Raw genomic sequence first — 15,828 nt, forward strand, 5'->3', positions numbered from 1 at the left:
ATCAGGCGGCGGGCGAGGCGTCGGGCATCGCGCCGGCATTGGTTTCGTCGTCGGCGTCGAGCACCTGCAGCAGCGCCCGGCGGATCGCGGAATGCCGCGCCGCGCCGATGATCTTCGCCCCCAACAGGTCGGTGACATAGAACACGTCGACCACCCGCTCGCCGAAGGTGGCGACATGGGCGGAGGCGATGTTGAGGTTGAGCCGCGACAGCGTCTGGGTGAGGCCGTAGAGCAGGCCGGGCCGGTCGAGGCCGGCGACTTCCACCACGGTGTGGCGGTTCGACCAGGAATTGTTGAGCGTGACCTCCGGCTCGACGGTGAAGGCGCGCGGCCGCTTGGGGATCTTCTTCGCCACCACTTCCGGCAGCCGGATCTCGCCCGACAGCGACTTCTCGATCGCCAAGGCGATGCGGTCGGCACGGCGGATCTCGTCCGAATCCTGCTCGAAGGCGCGGGTGAGCGAGATGGTGTCGAGCGCGCGGCCGTCGGTGGTGGTGCTGATCTGCGCATCGACGATGTTGGCGCCGGCGGCGGCGCAGGCCCCCGCGATCACCGCCAGCAGCTTGGGATGATCCGGCGCGAAGACGGTGAGTTCGGTGATGCCACGCTTGGGATCGGTGCGGCTGGCGGTGGCCAGCGCCCGGCCCTGCGCTTCCGCCGCCAGGATGAAGTTGGCGTGCTCGACCTTGTGTTCGAGATCGACCCGCAGCCAGTAGCTGGGGTAGAGGCGGTCGATATAGCGCTCCAGCGCCTCCGGCTCCCAGGCGGAACTGGCGCCCGGCCCGGCGGTTCCCGACATGGCGGCGCGGAATTCCGCCTGCGCCCGGCCGACGCGCTGGTTGCGGTTGGAATCCGAGAAGCCGCCGGTGACCACCGGCTCGGTCTCGTAGAACAGCGTGCGCAGCAGCTGCGACTTCCAGTTGTTCCACACGCCGGGGCCGACGGCGCGGATGTCGGCGGTGGTGAGGATGAGCAGCAGCTTCATCCGCTCGAGGTTCTGGACCACGGCGCCGAAATTCTCGATGGTCTTGCGGTCGGAGAGGTCGCGCGACTGGGCGATGGTCGACATCACCAGGTGCTCCTCGATCAGCCAGGCGACGGTCTCGGTGTCGGCCGCCGACAGGCCGAAGCGCGGGCACAGCTTGCGGGCGACGCGGGCCCCGGCCACCGAATGGTCCTCCGGCCGGCCCTTGGCGATGTCGTGCAGGAACACCGCGACATAGAGGAGCTGGCGGTTCTTGATCTGGTGGATCAGCTCGTTGGCGATGCCGTATTCCGGCCGGTCGCCGCGGTCGATCTCGGCGAGCACGCCGATGGCGCGGATCAGATGCTCGTCCACTGTGTAGGAGTGGTACATGTTGAACTGCATCATCGCGACGATCTTGCCGAATTCCGGCACGAAACGCCCGAGCACGCCGGTCTCGTTCATCCGCCGCAACACGATCTCGGCGGTGTCACGCGCGGTGAGGATGTCGAGGAACAGCCGGTTGGCTTCCGGATTGTCGCGCACGCCAGCATCGATGAGCTTCAGCGAGCGGGTGGCGAGCCGCATCGCGTCGGGGTGAAAGGCGAGGCCCTTCTTGCCGGCATAGTGAAAGATGCGGATGAGATTGACAGGGTCGCGCTCGAAGGCGCCGGCATCGGCGACGTTGATGCGGTCGTGATCGACGATGAAGTCCGGGCTTTCCTTCAGCTGGCGGTTGGGCGAGCGGCGCAGCCGGGCGATCATGCGATTGAGCCGCGGCACCGGCTTGTCGTGCCGCTCCTCCAGCGCCGAAGAGACGATGGCGGTGAGGTCGCCGACGTCCTTCGCCACCAGGAAATAGTGCTTCATGAAGCGCTCGACGTCCTTCAGGCCGGGATGCTCGACATAGCCGAGCCGCTCGGCCATCTCGCGCTGCAGGTCGAAGGACAGGCGCTCCTCCGCCTTGCCGGCGAGGAAGTGCAGGTGGCAGCGCACCGACCACAGGAAGCTCTCGCAACGGCGGAACAGCGTCGCTTCCTCCGGCGTGAACACGCCCTTGGCGACGAGGTCGCGGGTCTCGCGCACCCGGTAGACATATTTGGCGATCCAGAACAGCGTGTGCAGGTCGCGCAGGCCGCCCTTGCCGTCCTTGACGTTCGGCTCGACGAGATAGCGCGAGGCGCCGGCGCGCTTGTGGCGATCCTCGCGCTCGGTCAGCTTGGCGGTCACGAATTCCGCCGCCGTGCCTTCGACCACCTCGGCGTCGAAGCGGCGGATCAACTCGTCGAACAGCGCCAGCTCGCCGAGCAGCAGGCGCGCTTCCAGCAGCGAGGTGCGGATGGTCATGTCGCCGCGCGCCTGGCGGATGCACTCGTCGACCGAGCGGGTGGCGTGGCCGACCTTCAGCCCCATGTCCCACAGGACGTAGAGGATGGACTCCGCGACGCTTTCGCCCCAGGCGGTCTGCTTGTAGGGCAGCAGGAACAGGATATCGGTGTCCGAGCCCGGCGCCATCAGGCCGCGGCCATAGCCGCCCACCGCGACGATCGCCATGCGCTCGGCGGTGGACGGATTGTCGACCGGGTAGAGATATTTCACCACCAGCTCGTGGACCAGCTGGATGATCTCGTCCTGCAGCCGGGACAGCCGCTCGGCGCAGCGGCGGCCGGACCCGTCCGCCATCAGCCATTTCTCGGCGACCTTGTGGCCCTCGCCATAGGCGAGCTTCAATCGCTTGGCGACGGCGCTGCGCAGCGCGATCTCGTTGCCGGGCTTGTCGCCGCTGAACAGGCCTTCGGCGAGCGCGCTGAGTTCAGCGCGCATGGCGTCGATATCGAACAGCTCCCGGAAGGGCGCCTCGGTACGGCGGCGGCGAGGTTCGTTCATGGCACGGTCCGGCATGATGGGTCTTCCGCTTTAACCGATCCGGCCGCCGTCGTCATCGGCGGCGAGGGCCGACGGGCGGAACATCGTGCTTTTCGAACCAGATACCGGCAGGCGGGCCACAAACGCGAACATGCCCGGCACGGGCCGGGCATGTCAGGGGGCGATCGACGCTGTACCGAGGCATCGCCCGGCTTACGCCGGGTCCGGCCTTGTCGAGGCTGGGCTTACTGGGTCTTGGGCGCGGCGGCGGCGCTGTTGCTCTGCTCCAGCGTCTTGAACTCCGGCGCGGAATTCAGCTCTTCCTTGGTGAGCGCCACCACGATCTTCTCGCCGTCCTGGGTCGGGGTGGCGGTCAGCGATTTGAAGGAGACGGCCACCGGCTTGGCGCCGATGCCGAGGAAGCCGCCGACATCGATCACCGCGGCGGTGATGGTACCGTCGCGCTCCAGCACCACGTCGCTGATCGATCCGAGCTTCTCGTCGGTCGAGGTGACGACGTCGGTGCCGATCAGATCCGAGCCGAGCCACTGCGTGCCGGTCTGGGCGCTGACGAAGATCGGGGTGGTCGGCACCGCCGTGGTCTGCGCGCTGGCATTCGGCATGGTGGAGGCCGGCGCGGTGGGCGAAGCCGGCGAGGGCGACGTCGCATTGGGCAGGGTCTGCTCGTTAGCGGCGTCGGGTTGCTGCGAACTGGGCGAGGGGCTCTGGGCAAACGCCACGGCGGGGGCGAGCGACAGGGCCGCAAGCGCGGTATAGGTGACAATCCTGTTCGTCATCATCGTACTCCCGTCAATATCAAAATCCGGTAGTCAAGCGACCTTGCGGCCGTCTGTTGGGATAACGATGCCTATACTGTTTGGTTCCGGATTTTTATTTTATCGTCTGGGACGATATTACTTATATACCATTCATTCGATTGTCGAAATATCCGCCAGGCAAACGGTTAGGTTCTCGGTCGGGATGTTCGGCCGCAGGCCCCCGAGCGCCGAGAGGCAGCCGCGCGGCATGGCGGCCGGGGCCGTGCCCGCCGGCGTCGGCGACGTGCCCGGCGCCTTGATATCGATGGCGGGCTTGGGTGCCAGCGGTGGCGCGTCGCGTGCCAGATCGGGCGTCGGCGCCGCCGAGGGCGCCGATGGGACGGTCGTTGCCGGCACGATGATATCGAGGCGCGGGCCCTTGGGGGCGCGGTTGACCAGCGGCGACTGCGTGACCGCCGGCGCGTCAATGGCCCGCGGTGCCGGGTGCGGCACCCGCTCCGGGGTGAAGGCGAGCGCGGCGAGCGGCAGCGCCGCCGCCAGTCCGGTCGCGGCGCCGAAGAGATAGGCAGTGCCGACGAGGCCGGCCCTGGCGATGCCGGATTTCCTTGCGGTGCCCGTCCCGGCAATGGTGGCGCTGGTGCCCGGCCCGGCCGCGCGGGGCTTGGCGAGCTTCAATAGATGTCGGCCCATCATGTCTCGAACCCTCCGGCGAAGGCGCGTGACGGCATCGCGCACGAGGGCGCGCAAGCCGCACCCTCGTCGGGAAGTCCCACGAGCGTTGAGAAAATCCATGACGCCCCGCCTGCTGTGCCAGCGGCGTCGCTATGGTTAACGCGGGGCTAAGCGCGAAGTTCCCGTGGGTTCAGCGGGAAAGAGTGAGATGGTGCTCGGGCACCGAGACGTGGCAGACCAGCCCGTCCGGCTTGAAGTCGAGCTCGACCTCGCCGTCGAGCCCGCGCGCGAGATTGCGTTCGATCACCAGCGAACCGAAGCCGCGCGAGGCCGGGGGAGTGACGCGGGGCCCGCCCTTCTCGGTCCAGCTCAGCTCGAAGCCGCCGCCGGCTTCCGGCTGGCGACGCACCCACTGGATCGCCACCTTGCCGGACGGTACCGACAGGGCGCCGTACTTGACGGCGTTGGTGGATAACTCGTGCAGGGCGAGGCCGATATTCTGCGCCGCCTCCGGCTTCAGGAACAGGTCCGGGCCGGCGATGGAAATGCGGTTGGTGTCCTGGTCGAGATGATGGCCGAGCTGCGAGCGCACCATGTCGTGCAGCGAGGCGCCATGCCAGCTTTCCTGCACCAGCAGGTCGTGCGAGCGGGACAGGGCCTGTAGCCGGGCGCTGAACTGCTCGACGAAGTGGTCGATGGTGGTGGAGTGGCGTGCGGTCTGCCGCGCCATCGCCTGGATCACCGCCAGCAGGTTCTTCGAGCGATGGGTCAGCTCGCGCATCAACAGGCGCAGATGGCGCTCGTTCTCCTTGCGATCGGTGATGTCCACCGCCGCGCCGGTGAGCCCGACCGTGGTGCCGGCAAGATCGCGCAGCGGCTCGATGTGCACGTCGTACCACATCTGCGTGCCGGATTCCTCGACCTCCACCTCGCCCTTGCGCGGCTCGTTGCTGGTGAGGGCCTCACGCTTCAGCAGGGCGAGGGGCTGGGCGCGTTGATCCCCGAGCAGGTCGGCATCGCTGGCGCCGAGCACCTGCTCGACCGGAAAGCCGAACAGCGGCTTGCTGATCGAGGTGTATCGCAGTTCCCTGTCCTGGGTGAAGATCGACACGTTGGAGCCGCGCAGCGCCATCTCGTAGCGCTGCAGCGCCGTGGCGAGCTCCAGCGCGAGACGCCGCTGCTCGGTGGCCACGTGCACCGGCGAGGGGAGGGCCACCAGCACCTTGAGATTGGTCCACAGCGCCACCGCGCCGACCACGTTGAGCCCGGCCAGGCCGAAGCGGATGGTCGACTGCACCCAGGGCGCGACGCCCTCATAGTCGATGGCCGCGGCCAGCGACAGCATGCCGATGGTGAGCAGCAGCGAGGCCAGCAGGAATACCAGCAGGCGCATGCGCGTCGACAGGTCACGACGCAGATACAGCAGACGTACCAGCGCGAGCGTCATGGCGAAGGACGACACGACACTGACGGTGCGCGCCATGTCGTCCACGGAATTGAGCTCGATGAGCGACATGCCTCGACTCAGGCGGTGGCGCGCTGCTCCCTCGGACGCGCCTTGCGCTCGAAGAAGAGGGCCTGGCTGATCACGGCAGCGACCATGGAGGGCTGGAACGGCTTGGCGATCAGGAAGGCCGGTTCCGGCCGCACGCCGGTGAGGAAGCGCTCAGGATAGGCGGTGATGAAGATCACCGGTACCTCGACGCTCTCGATCAGCTCGTTCACCGCGTCGAGGCCGGAGGAGCCGTCCGCCAGCTGGATGTCGGCGAGCACGAGGCCCGGCGGCTTGCGACGGGCGAGGCTGACCGCCTCGGAATGGGTGCGGGCGATGCCGGTCACCCGATGGCCGAGGCTCTCCACCAGTCCCTCGAGGTCGAGGGCGATGAACGGCTCGTCCTCGATGATGAGGACGTCGGTCGCGATCTCCGCCGCCAATTCGCGTCCGGCTTCCTCGACGAGGTTGCGCAGCGTGGCGACGTCGATGTCGAGCACCGCCGCGGCTTCCTCCTCGCTGAAGCCTTCGAGCGAGACGAGAAGGAAGGCCTGACGAACCGGCGGCGTGATGTGGCTGAGCCGCTGCTCGCCCTTCATCGGCGGCGGGCCCGGCTCGGGGCGCCCGTTCAACGTCACCGAGTCCCACAGGCGGGTGAGGAGCTGATAAAGCGCGATGCGCGGTCCGGCTGGATGATCGAGAATGCCGGGTTCGGCAATCAGCGTTTCCAGCAGGGCCGTGACATAGGCGTCGCCAGCGGTCTGGCTCCCGCTCAGCGCGCGGGCATAGCGGCGCAGGAACGGAAGGTGCTGCGCGACAGTTTGTGAGGTGCTCACACGCGTCTCCCCAAGAGTGCATTCGGCAAAGCGTCTGTTAACTCTTGGGGCCGTGCTTGGTTCCTGACGGCCGCGCATTAATCGCTTCAAATTTTTCCGGAATGGGGGAACTCCCTTGCCCCTTCCCGGTTATCGACAGCATGAAGCGACGGAGGCTCCTGTCCAGCCGGTTTCGGAGGCTCGATGTCGGGAAAAGATAAAATGACGACCGAAGACGAAAATGAGGGGCGGGGAGCCGGGGGCGATGCCATGGCCGCTACTCCGCCGCGCACGCCGTCCAGCGTGCTGGATGGCGACATCCAGGCCAAGATCGGCCAGCATCTGCGTGCCATGTATGACGATGTGGTCCGTCAGGGTGTGCCAAACCGCTTTCTCGACCTGCTTTCCCAGCTCGACCAGCCCGCTGGCGCCGGCGGCAAGAAGCCGGGCGGAGGAGCCGGCACGTGAGCACCCTGGATCCCGGGCTGCGCGACGAGATCATTGGCGCTATCCCCAATCTGCGGGCTTTCGCCATCTCCCTGAGCGGCAGCGTCGACAAGGCTGACGACCTGGTGCAGGAGACGCTCCTTCGCGCCTTCGCCAACATATCGAGCTTCAACCCCGGCACGAATCTGTCGGCGTGGCTGTTCACCATCCTGCGCAACCTGTTCCGCTCGGAATACCGCAAGCGGCGGCGCGAGGTGCCCGATCCCGACGGCGCCTTCGCGGCGACGCTGACCACCAGCCCCGACCAGAACAGCCATCTCGACTTCGAGGATTTCCGCGCGGCCCTCGAGCGGCTGCCACCGGACCAGCGCGAGGCGTTGGTTCTGGTGGGTGCCTCCGGCTTCTCCTATGAGGAGGCGGCCGAGATCTGCAAATGCGCGGTCGGCACCATCAAGAGCCGCGTCAACCGTGCCCGCAACCGTCTCGGCGAGTTGCTGGCGCTGGATGCCTCCGAGGATCTCGCCCCCGAGAAGCCGGTGGGCGCCCCGCTTTCCGCGCACGAGCGTTTCTGACGTTTTCGGCCTTTCGTGACGGCCCGGCGACACGCGGCGACGCGTTGCGCCGGGCTTTCGCACGTCCCTCCCGGTTCACTGGAAAAGAAGACGCCCCGCCGCCGAGGAAGGCGCGGGGCGTCGTCGCAGAAGGCCGGCGTCGGGGACGGCGTCGAGGAGAAACGTCTCGGGCGCCCGTTTGCTAGGGCGCCCGTCTGCCGCGGAACACCCCCAGCACCGCCGAGACGACGAAGAGGATGATGGCGACGAAGAAGATGATCTTGGCGATCTCGATCGCCGTACCCGCAATGCCGCCAAAGCCGAGCACGGCGGCGATGAGGGCGACGACGAGGAAAGTGAGGGCCCATCCCAGCATGACAGAACTCCCAGCTAAATGGCGGTGATGAAGCCGCCTTGCCGATGCGCGGGCGTCGATGCCGCCCTGCCGGATCAACGGCACAACCGCGCGGGAGTTCCGTAACCGGCTCAGGACCGGAGCGGATTCGAAGTCAGATGCGCTTGGCGAGGTCGGGAGCCGCCGCCTTGGCCTCGGCGATCAGCGCCGCGACCAGCGGAGTCATCGGCTCTCGGTCCAGCGCCACAAGGCCGATCTGGTGCACGATTTCCGGTTCGCCGATGGGGATGGAGCGGATCGAGTTGGGGAAGGCGAAGACGTCGGCCAGCGTCTTGGCGACCACGCTCGACCACTGGCCGGTGCGCACATGCGACAGGAGGGCGATGGTGGAATTCGCCTCCAGCATCGGTTCGGTGGCCTGGCCGGTCTCGCGCAGTTGCCGGTCGACGATGCGGCGGTTCTGCATGTCCGGGGTGAGCAGGCACAGCGGCACCCGGGCGATCTCCTCCCAGCTGACCTTCTGCCGGTCGCCGAGCGGTGCGTTCACCGAGGTGAGGAAACGGTAGCCCTCCGTGTAGAGCGGCACCGTCTTCACCCGGCCGAGCGGGTCGTTGTCGAGATAGGTGACGCCGGCATCCGCCTCGAGATTCTCGATGAGGCGCAGCACCTCGTTCGAGCTCGCCGAGATCAGGGTGAAGCGCACGTCGCCATGCTTCTGGTGGAACGGCGTCGTCAGCTCGCTCAGCATCGGCATGGCGGTGGGGATGGCGGCGATGCGCATGTGGCCGGACAGGCCCTTGCGCAGCGTGGCGATCTCCTGCCGCATGGCGCGGGTGTCGGCGATGATGCGCCGCGCCCATTCCAGCGCCCGCTCGCCTTCCGGCGTGAAGCCGATGAAGCGCGAGCCGCGCTCGACGAGGCGCACGCCGAGTGCCTCCTCCAGTTGCTTGAGCCCGGCCGACAGTGTCGGCTGGGTAATGCCGCAGGCTTCGGCGGCGCGGCCGAAATGGCGTTCCTTGGCGAGGGCGAGCAGCAGTTCGAAACGATCGATCACTCGTACGCATTCCCGGCGCGTGGGCGAAAGCCGTTATGTATCAGAGGCGATAGCTTTTGCGAATTAGACAGTTGAAAAAGGCGATGCTTCGTCGCACCACCCACCCCGGCGCTATTCCGCCGCGCCGCGCAGCCCGGAGGGATCGGCGGCCTCGCCCTCCGGCGGCTCGGAGAACTCCAGCTGGGCGATGCGCCCGCCGCGCCGGGCGATCTTGTCGGCGGAGGTGAGCGCCTGGGCGACGTCCTCGCTCGCCTGCCCGAAATGCCGGGCGAGGTTGCCGACGCGCTCGCGCAGCCGCTTCACATCCTCCACCAGCGCTCCGCATTCGGCGCGGATGCGGTCGGCCTGCTCGCGCATGCGGGCATCCTTGGCGATGGCCTGCACCACCTGCACCGCCAGCATCAGCAGCGAGGGCGAGACCAGGATCACCCGGGCGCGGAAGGCGCGCTGGATCACCTCGTCGAAATGTTCGTGCAGCTCGGCATAGACCGACTCGGAGGGCACGAACATCAGGGCGACGTCCTGCGTCTCGCCGGCTACCAGATAGCGTTCGGCGATGTCGGCGATGTGCTTGCCGACATCCTGCTTCAGCCGGCTCTCTGCCTGCTTGCGCGTCTCCGCGCTCGCCGCCTCGCGGAAGGCGGTGATCGCTTCCAGCGGGAATTTCGAATCGATCAGCAGCGGCCGGCCGTCGCCGGGCAGGAACACGGCGCAATCGGCCCGCCTCCCATTGGCCAGCGTGTGCTGGAAGGCGAAGCTGTCGCGCGGCAAGGCATCGGCGATGATCGCCTGCAGCCGTCCCTCGCCGAAGGCGCCGCGCGCCTGCTTGTTGGCCAGCGTCTCGCGCAGGCTCATCACCTGGCCCGACAGCTCGCCGAGGCTCGCCCGCGCCTGGTCGACCAGGGCCAGCCGCTCGTTGAGCTTCATCAGGTTCTCGTGCGTCGCCTCATTGGCGCGGGCCAGGCTCTCGCCCATGCGGTAGGAACTGGCGTCGAGCCGCTCGGCCACCGCGCGGGCGAGTTCGCTCTGCCGATGGGCGAGGAGTTCGCCCATCGACTGTACCCGGCCGGCGGTTTCCGACTGGCTGCGGGCGAGTTCGATCAGCCGGGCCTCCAGCTCCTCGGCACGCTCGGCCTGCTCGTCCGCCTCGAAGGCGCGGGCGCGCGCCTGCCGCGCCACCGCCACCAGCACGGCGATGAGCAGCAGGAAGGCGAGCGCGGCGCCGCCGGCCACGAGCTCGGCGAGTGTCACGGCATGCCCGGCGATGACGAACAGAAGCTGATCCATGCTCCGCTTCTAGCAGATTCCGCGTCGTATACGAACGAAAAGGGAACATCGTGGTTTCGAGACCGTTGACCGGCGCGCGCGCGTCGCTTATCTCCCCGGCATGTCCGTACGCCCGCTCGTCATCATCCCCGACAACCGCCTGCGCCTCGTCTCCGACCCGATCGTGCGCGTGGATGCGCGCGTGCGCGCGCTCGTCGACGACATGTTCGAGACCATGTACGACGCGCCCGGCATCGGCCTCGCCGCCGTGCAGATCGGCGTGCCCGAGCGCATCGTCACCGTCGACGTCGGCAAGCGCCGCGCGAAGGAGGAAGAGGGCGACGAGGAGGGGGAAAAGAACCCCATCGCGCTGATCAACCCGGAGATCGTGTCCGCCTCCGAGGACGTGTCGGTCTATCAGGAAGGCTGCCTGTCGATCCCCGATTATTACGAGGACGTCGAGCGGCCGGCGCGCGTCAAGGTGCGCTACATGGACCTCAATGGCGAGATCCAGGAGATCGACGCCGACGGCCTGCTCGCCACCTGCGTGCAGCACGAGATCGACCATCTCAACGGCGTGCTGTTCATCGACCACATCTCCAAGCTCAAGCGCGACCGGGTGATCAAGAAGTTCACCAAGGCGGCCAAGGAGCGGGCCACCCGGTAGCGCGGGCGCGACCGATCCGCCTTCCTTCCTTATCTGTTCCGGCGCGGAGACCCTCATGCGTGTCGTCTTCATGGGAACGCCGGATTTCGCGGTGCCGACCCTGGTCGAGATCGTCGGGGCAGGCCACGAGGTGGTCGCGGCCTATACCCGCGCGCCGGCGGCATCGGGCCGGCGCGGGCTCGATCTCGTGCCCTCGCCGGTGCACCGCACCGCCGAGCGCTTCGGCATCCCGGTGCTGCATCCCGCCTCGCTGAAGGGCGAGGAGGCCGCGGAGACCTTCGCCGCCTTCAATGCCGACGTCGCGGTGGTGGTGGCCTATGGCCGCATCCTGCCGCCGGCGATCCTCCAGGCGCCGGCGCTGGGCTGCCTCAACCTGCACGCCTCGCTGCTGCCGCGCTGGCGCGGCGCCGCGCCGATCCAGCGCGCCATCATGGCGGGCGACAAAGAGACCGGCGTCGCGGCGATGCGGATGGAGGAGGGGCTGGACACCGGTCCGGTCGGCCTCGTCGAGCGGGTGACGATCGGCCCGGACATGACCGCCGGCGAGTTGCACGACCGGCTGATGGGGATCGGCGCCGACCTGATGGGCCGGGCACTGGCGGCGCTGGAGCGCGGCGCGCTCGGCTTCACGCCGCAGCCGGCTGACGGCGTCACCTATGCCGCCAAGATCGACAAAAGCGAGACCCGCATCGACTGGCGTCGGACGGCGAACGAGGTGCACGATCACATACGCGGGCTGTCGCCGTTTCCCGGCGCCTGGTTCGAGCTCGACGGCGCGCGTGTGAAGGTGCTGCGCTCGACACGCGGGGAAGGTTCGGGCGCGCCCGGCACCGTGCTGGACGACCGGCTGACCATCGCCTGCGGCGAGGGCGCGGTGCGCCTCGTCGAGGTGCAGAAAGCCGGCGGCAAGGCGATGCCGGCAGAGGAATTCCTGCGCGGTCACGCGCTGAAGGCGGGCGACGGGGTGGACTGATGATCCGGGCGGTGCGGGCGGACGACTACCAGATCTGGCTGCCGCTCTGGCAGGCCTATCTCGCCTTCTACGAGGCGGAATTGCCGGCGCCGGTGACGCGTACCACCTGGGAGCGGCTGCTCGATCCCGCCGAACCGGTGCATGGTGCGCTCGCCTTCGACGATGAGGGCCGGGCGGTGGGGCTGGTGCAGTGGCTGTTCCACCGCTCGACCTGGAGCGAGGGCGACGTCTGCTACCTCAACGACCTGTTCGTCGACGCCAGCCAGCGCGGCAAGGGGCTCGGGCGCAAGCTGATCGCTCATGTCCATGCCGATGCCACCACGCGCGGCGCGCCGGAGGTCTACTGGCTGACCCACGAGACCAACCTCACCGCGCAGAAGCTCTACAACGCCGTGGCCGAGCGCCCCGGCTTCATCCAGTACCGCCAGCTGACCGGCGAATGAAAACGGGCGCGCCGGAAGCGCGCCCGTTCGATCGATGCCGGTCCGGTCGGCACGGAAGCCGGCTGTCCGCGCCTGCGCCGCCCGGCGCAGCCGGTGCCGGGCTTACTTGCCCGGCTGCGGGACCACGCGCAGATAGGGCTTCAGCGTCTTCCAGCCTTCGGGGAACTTCTCCTTGGCCGCCTCGTCGCTCACCGAGGGGACGATGATGACGTCCTCGCCATTCTGCCAGTTCGCCGGGGTGGCGACGGCGTGTTTGGCGGTCAGCTGCAGCGAATCGATCACCCGCAGGATCTCGTCGAAGTTGCGGCCCGCGCTCGCCGGATAGGTGAGGGAGAGCTTCAGCTTCTTGTCCGGCCCGACGATGAACACCGAGCGCACCGTCATGGTGTCCGAGGCGTTGGGGTGGATCATGTCGTAAAGGCCGGAGATCGTGCGGTCCTGATCGGCGATCAGCGGGAAGTTCGGCGCGTAGCCCTGGGTCTCGGCGATGTCCTGCGACCATTTGGCATGGGCGTCGAGCGGATCGACCGACAGGCCGATCACCTTGACGCCGCGACGATCGAATTCCGGCTTCAAGCGGGCGACCTGACCGAGCTCGGTGGTGCAGACCGGGGTGAAGTTCTTCGGGTGCGAGAACAGCACGCCCCAGGAATCGCCAAGCCACTCATGGAACCGGATCGGCCCCTCCGTGGTCTGCGCTTCGAAATCCGGCACGACGTCGCCAAGGCGTATGCTCATCGGGAGGCTCCAAGCTTATATACATGAAAACCATGTATATATATTATAAACTACGATCCTCGTTCGGGGAAGAACATCGTGGCTTCTACGGTATCGTACGGAGGGAACCGATGCCGTAGGATGACGTTACTAGCGGTGGAGACAGGGTGCTTCCGCTGGGTGTTCTGGAGAGAAACAATGATGATGAAGGTTCTTGCCATTTCCGCCGTCGCGCTGAGCCTCGCGGCCTGCACGACCACCGAGCGTCGCGCCACGGGTGGCGCGCTGATCGGCGGCGGCACCGGCGCGATCATCGGCGGCATTGCCGGCGGCGGCACCGGCGCGGCGGTTGGCGGTGCGATCGGCGCCGGCACCGGTGCGCTGATCGGCGCGGCGACCTCGCCGGGCGACTGCTGGGCCCGCGACGCCTATGGCCGGCGGGTGGCGGTTCCCTGCCGCTGAGCGTCCGCGCTTCGACACGGCATACAGTCGACGGACGGCCCCCTCGCGGGGCCGTTCTCATGTCGGGCTACTGGCTGGCCCACAGGACCCGGGCGACCCAGGCGATGTCCGCCTCCGGGATGATCTGATCGGGAAGGCCGGGGGAGAGCGGGCGGAGTTCCAGCGTCCGGGCGGTGCGCCGCTTCATCTCGCGGGCGAGGACCTCGCCCCGGCGGGTGCGGACGATCACCCGGTCGCCGCGCCGGACGGCGGCGGCGGGAGAGACGACGACGATGTCGCCATCGCGATAGAGCGGCATCATCGCGTCGCCGGCGATTTCCAGCGCATAGGCATGCGCGTCGTCTATGTCGGGAAAGATCGCTTCCTCCCAGCCACTGCCGACCGGCAGCCCGGCGGCATCGAAGAAGGCGCCGTCGCCGGCCCGGGAGAAGCCGATCAGCGGAAGGGAGCGCCCGACGCTCGCTGGATGGGAAGGCCCGCCCCGCGGACTTTGCACCAGTTCCATGAAGTCGTCGAGGCTGGCGCCGGTGGCGACGAGGATCTTGGCGATGCTCTCCGTCGACGGCCAGCGGGGCCGTCCGTCCGGCGCCTCGCGCTTGGAGCGGTTGAAGGTGGTGGCGTCCAGCCCCGCGCGCTTGGCCAATGCCGACGCCGTCAGGCCGTGGCGCTCGGCGAGCCGGTCCACCGCTCGCCAGATCTGGGCGTGGGTCAGCATGATGCAATCCAAACGTGTTTAACATCGTTAACACAATCTAAGATTAGGAATTATACCCTATTGCCCGAGCCGTCCAGTGCCGCTTGCAAGCGAAGCCCCACAGGGCTACAGCCCGAGCGGGCGCCCCCGGCGACGGACACGGCGGCGCCGCGCTCGATGGGGATCGTTCATGGCCGGCTTGATCTACAAGATCTCCCCGCGCGGGGAGTGGGCGCACGCCGCGGCGGCCGGTCGCTTCGACGGCGCGCCCGTCGATCTTGCCGACGGCTTCATCCATTTCTCCACCGCCGCCCAGGTGAAGGAGACCGCGGCCAGGCATTTCGCCAACCAGACCGAACTGGTCCTGGCGGCGATTCGGGTCGAGGCGCTTGATCCGGCGGCGCTGCGCTGGGAGCCGTCGCGCGGCGGCGACCTGTTTCCGCATCTCTACGCGCCGCTGCCGATGAGCGCGGTCGCCTTCGTCCGCGACCTGCCGCTCGGGCCGGATGGGGCACACCAATTTGGAGAGCTCGCATGAGCGCCCTCGATCTCGCCTTGCCGCTCGCCCGGCTGCTCGACCCGGAAACGGCGCATGGGCTGGCCATTCGCGCGCTCGCCAGCCTGCCGGCGGGGACGCCGGCGCCGGACGATCCCAGCCTCGCGATGCGGGCCTTCGGGCTCGACTTCCCGAATCCGGTGGGCCTCGCCGCCGGTTTCGACAAGGAAGCCGAGGTGCCGGACGCCATGCTCGGCGTCGGGTTCGGCTTCGTCGAGGTCGGCACCATCACCCCGCGTCCACAGCCGGGAAACCCGCGCCCGCGCAATTTCCGCCTCGCCGAGGATCGCGGGGTGATCAACCGCTACGGCTTCAACAGCGGCGGCCAGATGCCGGCGCGCGAAAGGCTGCGGCTGCGGCGCGGCCGCGACGGCATCGTCGGGGTGAATGTCGGGGCCAACAAGGAGGCGCTGGATCGCGTCGGCGACTATGTCTCCGGCGTCGAGGCGTTCGCCGAATATGCCAGCTATTTCACCGCCAACGTCTCCTCGCCGAATACGCCGGGCCTGCGCGACCTGCAGGAGGAACGGGCGCTCGACGAACTGCTCGCTCGCATGCTGGAGGCGCGCGACCGCTGGGCGCCGGGCGTGCCGCTGCTGCTGAAGATCGCTCCCGATCTCGCCCTGGCGCATCTCGACGCCGTGGTGCAGGTGGCGCGCCGCCGCAAGGTCGACGGGCTGATCGTCTCCAACACCACCATTTCCCGTCCCGCAAGTCTGCGCGCGCCGCAGCGCAAGGAGACCGGCGGCCTCTCCGGCCGGCCGCTGTTCCCGCTGGCGACCCGCATGCTGGCGGAGAGCTATGTGCGGGTGGAGGGGGCGTTCCCGCTGATCGGCGCCGGCGGTATCGACAGCCCGGAGGCGGCCATCGCCAAGATCGAGGCGGGGGCGACGCTGATCCAGCTCTATTCCGCGCTGGTCTATGAGGGGCTCGGCCTGGTCGGGCGGATCAAGCAGGGGCTTGCCGCCTATCTCGCCGCCGAGGACCGCTCGTTGTCCGAACTGGTCGGCACGCGGGCGCGGGCGCGCGTCGCCGAGCCGTTCCCCGGCTAGGGA

18 protein-coding genes are annotated in these 15,828 nt (G+C 68.2%); 8 read left to right on the top strand and 10 right to left on the bottom strand.

The window, feature by feature from the left end; genetic code table 11:
- Position 1: 1 nt before the first annotated feature.
- The 5 genes from LGR54_RS18565 to LGR54_RS18585 all read right to left on the bottom strand — a co-directional run bounded on the left by LGR54_RS18565 (position 2) and on the right by LGR54_RS18585 (position 6,609).
- Positions 2-2,851, bottom strand: a complete 2,850-nt coding sequence (locus tag LGR54_RS18565; RefSeq protein ID WP_230363451.1) for a [protein-PII] uridylyltransferase — start codon at positions 2,849-2,851, stop codon at positions 2-4.
- Positions 2,852-3,075: 224 nt separating this feature from the next.
- Entirely contained in the window at positions 3,076-3,627 is a 552-nt protein-coding gene (locus tag LGR54_RS18570; protein WP_230363452.1) for a PRC-barrel domain-containing protein, read from the bottom strand.
- A 132-nt stretch (positions 3,628-3,759) separates the two neighbouring features.
- A complete protein-coding gene (locus LGR54_RS18575) occupies positions 3,760-4,356 on the bottom strand; it encodes a hypothetical protein (RefSeq protein ID WP_230363453.1) in 597 nt (198 codons plus the stop codon).
- Between the two features lie 115 nt (positions 4,357-4,471).
- On the bottom strand, positions 4,472-5,797 hold the full coding sequence (locus LGR54_RS18580; protein ID WP_230363454.1) for a sensor histidine kinase: 1,326 nt from the start codon (positions 5,795-5,797) through the stop codon (positions 4,472-4,474).
- Between the two features lie 8 nt (positions 5,798-5,805).
- On the bottom strand, positions 5,806-6,609 hold the full coding sequence (locus LGR54_RS18585) for a response regulator (RefSeq protein ID WP_230363455.1): 804 nt from the start codon (positions 6,607-6,609) through the stop codon (positions 5,806-5,808).
- Between the two features lie 249 nt (positions 6,610-6,858).
- On the opposite strand from LGR54_RS18585, the gene LGR54_RS18590 reads away from it, so the two are divergent.
- Complete coding sequence (locus LGR54_RS18590) at positions 6,859-7,056, top strand: NepR family anti-sigma factor (protein ID WP_230363503.1); 198 nt, start codon at positions 6,859-6,861, stop codon at positions 7,054-7,056.
- The gene (locus LGR54_RS18595) at positions 7,053-7,607 is read left to right on the top strand and encodes a sigma-70 family RNA polymerase sigma factor (protein WP_230363456.1); all 555 of its coding nucleotides are present in this window, start codon (positions 7,053-7,055) and stop codon (positions 7,605-7,607) included. Before LGR54_RS18590 ends, LGR54_RS18595 begins: the two co-directional genes overlap by 4 nt.
- A 181-nt stretch (positions 7,608-7,788) precedes the next feature.
- On the opposite strand, the gene LGR54_RS18600 is transcribed toward LGR54_RS18595, so the two are convergent.
- The 3 genes from LGR54_RS18600 to LGR54_RS18610 all read right to left on the bottom strand — a co-directional run bounded on the left by LGR54_RS18600 (position 7,789) and on the right by LGR54_RS18610 (position 10,282).
- Positions 7,789-7,962, bottom strand: coding sequence for a DUF1328 domain-containing protein (locus LGR54_RS18600; protein ID WP_230363457.1), 174 nt, complete (start codon positions 7,960-7,962; stop codon positions 7,789-7,791).
- 133 nt (positions 7,963-8,095) lie between these two features.
- Positions 8,096-8,995, bottom strand: a complete 900-nt coding sequence (locus LGR54_RS18605) for a LysR family transcriptional regulator (protein WP_230363458.1) — start codon at positions 8,993-8,995, stop codon at positions 8,096-8,098.
- A gap of 111 nt (positions 8,996-9,106) precedes the next feature.
- Complete coding sequence (locus tag LGR54_RS18610) at positions 9,107-10,282, bottom strand: DNA recombination protein RmuC (RefSeq protein ID WP_230363459.1); 1,176 nt, start codon at positions 10,280-10,282, stop codon at positions 9,107-9,109.
- Positions 10,283-10,382: 100 nt separating this feature from the next.
- Here LGR54_RS18610 and def point away from each other — a divergent pair, with 100 nt between their 5' ends.
- From def to LGR54_RS18625, 3 genes are read left to right on the top strand one after another with little or no spacing between them, the layout of a single operon-like run.
- Positions 10,383-10,928 carry a peptide deformylase gene (gene def / locus LGR54_RS18615; protein WP_230363460.1) on the top strand — a complete coding sequence of 182 codons (546 nt, stop codon included), beginning with the start codon at positions 10,383-10,385 and terminating at the stop codon, positions 10,926-10,928.
- 55 nt (positions 10,929-10,983) lie between these two features.
- Positions 10,984-11,901, top strand: a complete 918-nt coding sequence (gene fmt, locus LGR54_RS18620; protein ID WP_230363461.1) for a methionyl-tRNA formyltransferase — start codon at positions 10,984-10,986, stop codon at positions 11,899-11,901.
- Positions 11,901-12,344, top strand: coding sequence for a GNAT family N-acetyltransferase (locus LGR54_RS18625; RefSeq protein ID WP_230363462.1), 444 nt, complete (start codon positions 11,901-11,903; stop codon positions 12,342-12,344). The genes fmt and LGR54_RS18625 overlap by 1 nt, the downstream gene beginning before the upstream one ends.
- A 102-nt stretch (positions 12,345-12,446) precedes the next feature.
- On the opposite strand, the gene LGR54_RS18630 is transcribed toward LGR54_RS18625, so the two are convergent.
- Positions 12,447-13,082 (bottom strand): peroxiredoxin, encoded by a 636-nt coding sequence (locus LGR54_RS18630; RefSeq protein ID WP_230363463.1) that lies wholly within the window; start codon positions 13,080-13,082, stop codon positions 12,447-12,449.
- Positions 13,083-13,259: 177 nt separating this feature from the next.
- Between LGR54_RS18630 and LGR54_RS18635 the strand changes: the two genes are divergently transcribed.
- Positions 13,260-13,523, top strand: coding sequence for a hypothetical protein (locus LGR54_RS18635; protein ID WP_370638228.1), 264 nt, complete (start codon positions 13,260-13,262; stop codon positions 13,521-13,523).
- Positions 13,524-13,590: 67 nt separating this feature from the next.
- Here the strand turns inward: LGR54_RS18635 and LGR54_RS18640 are convergent, their stop codons facing one another.
- Positions 13,591-14,238, bottom strand: a complete 648-nt coding sequence (locus LGR54_RS18640; RefSeq protein WP_230363464.1) for a helix-turn-helix transcriptional regulator — start codon at positions 14,236-14,238, stop codon at positions 13,591-13,593.
- Positions 14,239-14,407: 169 nt separating this feature from the next.
- Between LGR54_RS18640 and LGR54_RS18645 the strand changes: the two genes are divergently transcribed.
- On the top strand, positions 14,408-14,755 hold the full coding sequence (locus LGR54_RS18645; protein WP_230363465.1) for a DUF952 domain-containing protein: 348 nt from the start codon (positions 14,408-14,410) through the stop codon (positions 14,753-14,755).
- Positions 14,752-15,825, top strand: a complete 1,074-nt coding sequence (locus LGR54_RS18650) for a quinone-dependent dihydroorotate dehydrogenase (RefSeq protein WP_230363466.1) — start codon at positions 14,752-14,754, stop codon at positions 15,823-15,825. Before LGR54_RS18645 ends, LGR54_RS18650 begins: the two co-directional genes overlap by 4 nt.
- Positions 15,826-15,828: the final 3 nt, after the last annotated feature.

Source organism: Ancylobacter sp. Lp-2 (genome assembly GCF_020523795.1).
Lineage (GTDB): Bacteria > Pseudomonadota > Alphaproteobacteria > Rhizobiales > Xanthobacteraceae > Ancylobacter.